Raw genomic sequence first — 3,763 nt, forward strand, 5'->3', positions numbered from 1 at the left:
CCAGATTCGTGAAAACAAGATGAGCTGCAAGCCAATTTTTTGCGGATCGACCACAGTGGTGTAGCTCTGAATCACGCCTGCTTCTTCCAGTAGTTTCACCCGCCGCAGACAGGAAGATGGCGAGAGTCCAATTTCACGGGCCAGATCGTTGTTTTGCATACGGCCATTATTTTGCAAGGCTCGAATGATATTTTTATCAATACGGTCCAGCTTTGCTGAAACAGATTTAGAAGATAGCTTCATAAATTAGAATATAATTCGAAAAATGATCATAATTATAGAATATTTGAAATCCTATTTTGTACTATTTATTCGATACTAATTTTCACTTTCAAGACATGGAAAGGGAAAAGGAAATGTCTGTATTTGCACTGTTCGCCTTAACGGTTATCCCGCTTATTTTCACCCCTGGACCAGATATGCTGTTTATCTTGTCACAAGTGATGGGTAAAGATGCAAAAGCAGGCATGCTGGCAACTGTAGGAATTTGTCTTGGATATTTGGTCCATTCCGTTTTGGTCGCATTGGGGATCGCCGCCATCATTGTCTCTTTCCCGGTGTTATTTGAAACCATCCGCTGGCTCGGGATTGCTTATCTGTTATTTCTGGCTTTTTGTTTGATCAAGTCGGTGTTCAGTCAAAATAAACTAATCATCGAGAAAAAATCATCTTCCAGTCCAGTTAAAAAAGGGTTTTTCACTGCGCTATTAAATCCGAAAGGCATGCTGATCTATTTTGCAATTTTACCGCAATTCATTGATAAAACCGGAAATACGGTAAATCAAGGTTTAATCTTGTCCTTTATCTTTATTGGACTGATTTTTGTGGTGTATTGTGGCTTGAGTGTGATTTTTGCTAAGATTAGTCAAAAAACCCATATAGATGAACGTAAACAGAAATGGATTGATGGCGGTTCAGGCGGTTTACTCATGCTGGCTGCAACCTGGCTGATCATCCAATAATTGAATTTAAAAAAGCAGGTCCTGATGGTCTGCTTTTTTTATCTGCTACAAGTGAGCTCACTAAGATTAATTTGTTGCATGTTTAACTTAAAAAAAGCACATTTTTACAGCGAAACTTGCTAAAGAATTTGTTCAATCTGTCTAAAATGACAATTCATTACCTGAATGTTTAAATTAGGCTGCTGTACAAGAATATTAAAATATTTATGCAAAACAAGGATTAAATCAGAACTTTTGATGAGTTTAATCAGATAAAAACATAATAAAAATCAATGTTTAAAAAATAACTAAATATTTAAGTATTTCATTTGAGTAAAAACATTTAAAAAAAATATGAACGACAAGTTCAAGGAAAATTACGCATTTTTACAGCTCTTTTGATAATTGTGACTTGACCGAAATGCCGTACACATTGCAAGATAGGGCACCTAAAAAAATTTAAGTGAAGAGTTATTATAACTTTTCTCAACATTTACATTTGCTAAAACAGCCGAGGATTACATGAAGGCTCTTGTTGCTGTAAAACGTGTGGTTGATGCCAACGTTAAAGTTCGCGTTAAACCGGACAATAGTGGGGTTGACCTTACTAACGTTAAAATGTCAATTAACCCATTTTGTGAAATCGCAGTGGAAGAAGCGGTTCGCTTAAAAGAAAAAGGAACTGTTTCAGAAATCGTTGTTGTTTCTATTGGTCCTAAAGAAGCTCAAGAACAAATCCGTTCTGCGATGGCACTTGGCGCTGACCGCGGTATTCTGGTTGAAGCTGATGACAGCCAACTGGGTGCGCTAGAAGTAGCTAAAATCCTGAAAGGTGTTGTTGACGCTGAACAACCACAATTAATCCTTCTTGGTAAACAGGCAATTGATGACGACTCTAACCAGGTTGGTCAGATGCTTGGCGCTCTACTTGGCGCAGGTCAAGGTACATTCGCTTCTGAAGTGAAAGTTGAAGGCGACAAAGTACAGGTAACTCGTGAAGTTGACGGTGGTTTGCAAACTGTTGAGCTTGCACTTCCTGCAATCATCACGACTGACTTACGTTTGAACGAGCCACGTTATGCAGCTCTTCCAAACATCATGAAAGCGCGTAAAAAACCGCTTGATACTAAGTCTCCTGCTGACTTTGGTGTTTCTCCTGCAACTAAACTTAAAACAGTTAAAGTTGAAGCTCCTGCTGAACGTAAAGCTGGCGTACAAGTGAAATCTGTAGATGAGCTTGTTGAAAAACTTAAAAACGAAGCGAAAGTGATCTAATACAGAAGGATAAAATCATGAGTATTTTAGTTATCGCTGAGCACGACAACAAAGCACTTAATGGTGCAACTTTAAACGTTGTTGCTGCAGCTCAAAAAATCGGTGGTGATATCACTGTATTGGTTGCTGGTTCTGGCGCTCAGGCAGTTGCTGACCAAGCAGCTAAAGTTGCGGGTGTAAGCAAAGTATTACTTGCTGACGACGCTGCTTATGCAAACCAATTGGCTGAAAACGTAGCGAAACTTGTTGCTGAATTAGGTAAAGGCTACACACATATCCTTGCTGCATCTACCTCAAATGGTAAAAACGTATTGCCACGTGCTGCTGCACTTTTAGACGTAAGCATGATCACTGACATCATTGCTGTTGAAGGTCCTAAAACTTTCAAACGTCCAATTTATGCAGGTAACGCGATTGCAACTGTAGAATCAGGTGAGTCTATTGTTGTTGCAACTGTTCGTGGTACTGCATTTGATGCTGTAGCAAGCGATGGTGGTTCGGCTAGCGTTGAAGCTGCTGCGTCTGCTGGTGATGCGGGTATTTCTAAGTTCATTAACGAAGAAATCGTTAAATCTGAACGTCCAGAATTAACGGCTGCTCGTATCGTTGTTTCTGGTGGTCGTGGTGTAGGTTCTGGTGAAAACTATCACAAGATCCTTGATCCATTAGCTGACAAGCTTGGTGCTGCTCAAGGTGCTTCACGTGCTGCAGTAGATGCTGGCTTCGTACCAAACGACATGCAAGTTGGTCAAACGGGTAAAATCGTTGCACCTGACCTGTACATCGCTGTAGGTATCTCTGGTGCGATTCAGCACTTGGCGGGTATGAAAGAGTCTAAAGTGATCGTTGCGATCAACAAAGACGAAGAAGCGCCAATCAATGCAGTAGCTGACTACTGGTTAGTTGGTGACTTGAACACTGTCATTCCAGAATTGGTTTCTAAAATCTAATTCCTGAACGCAGTTCAAAAAACGCTCCTGTACACGTCGTAAAAGCAATGCTTTTGCTGCCTGTTTGGGGGTGTTTTTTTATGCCTGGATTTTACCTGGATCCATTTTTAGGATGTGTAGGTGCAAGTGCTAGCATCTTGGAGTATTAGATAAAACTTTACGATTTTCATTGTCTTAAATAGTGATTCAGCTTCCATGCATTTGAACAGGTAAATTGGAGAGTGTATTTAATCGATTTATATCTTTTTTTAAGGGCCAAATAATAATTTTAACTGAATAAACAAGTTGAAGATTTAGCGCCAAGATTTGCAATTAGACATCGAATAAAATGAACTAAATCACATAAAATTCCGACAAATGAAAGTGCCTAAAAAATAAACGATAAATTATAGAAAATTAACAAGATTAAGATAAGAGATATGGCACAAAAACAACAGAATTTATGCTATAATTTATGGCTGTATTTAGACTTTAACTCAGCTTATTTTGGGTTAATTTTTTGCTAGATTGATTATATAAAACGAGCAGTTTGAACGGCTGTTTGTAATAAGGAGTATGCATGAGCGTATCGGAAATCCGACCGATTGCCATTGAGGA

Annotated in this window: 4 protein-coding genes; 3 read left to right on the forward strand and 1 reads right to left on the reverse strand. The window is 39.0% G+C overall.

The window, feature by feature from the left end; genetic code table 11:
• Nucleotides 1-243: Lrp/AsnC family transcriptional regulator (locus B2Y23_RS02310; protein ID WP_291368774.1), on the reverse strand; the 243-nt coding region annotated here is incomplete at its 3' end.
• A gap of 113 nt (nucleotides 244-356) precedes the next feature.
• Between B2Y23_RS02310 and B2Y23_RS02315 the strand changes: the two genes are divergently transcribed.
• The 3 genes from B2Y23_RS02315 to B2Y23_RS02325 all read left to right on the forward strand — a co-directional run bounded on the left by B2Y23_RS02315 (nucleotide 357) and on the right by B2Y23_RS02325 (nucleotide 3,166).
• Nucleotides 357-962: a LysE family translocator gene (locus B2Y23_RS02315; protein WP_291368776.1), complete on the forward strand. Its 606-nt coding sequence runs from the start codon at nucleotides 357-359 to the stop codon at nucleotides 960-962.
• Nucleotides 963-1,463: 501 nt separating this feature from the next.
• Entirely contained in the window at nucleotides 1,464-2,216 is a 753-nt protein-coding gene (locus tag B2Y23_RS02320) for an electron transfer flavoprotein subunit beta/FixA family protein (protein ID WP_291354766.1), read from the forward strand.
• A 17-nt stretch (nucleotides 2,217-2,233) separates the two neighbouring features.
• Nucleotides 2,234-3,166 carry an FAD-binding protein gene (locus B2Y23_RS02325; RefSeq protein ID WP_291354765.1) on the forward strand — a complete coding sequence of 311 codons (933 nt, stop codon included), beginning with the start codon at nucleotides 2,234-2,236 and terminating at the stop codon, nucleotides 3,164-3,166.
• Nucleotides 3,167-3,763: the final 597 nt, after the last annotated feature.

Origin of the sequence: Acinetobacter sp. UBA5934 (genome assembly GCF_002430855.1) — a bacterium.
Lineage (GTDB): Bacteria > Pseudomonadota > Gammaproteobacteria > Pseudomonadales > Moraxellaceae > Acinetobacter.

Coding starts and splice junctions, on each gene's coding strand:
- B2Y23_RS02315 (WP_291368776.1), top strand. CDS start 357: ATGTCTGTATTTGCACTGTTCGCCTTAACGGTTATCCCGCTTATTTTC.
- B2Y23_RS02320 (WP_291354766.1), top strand. CDS start 1,464: ATGAAGGCTCTTGTTGCTGTAAAACGTGTGGTTGATGCCAACGTTAAA.
- B2Y23_RS02325 (WP_291354765.1), top strand. CDS start 2,234: ATGAGTATTTTAGTTATCGCTGAGCACGACAACAAAGCACTTAATGGT.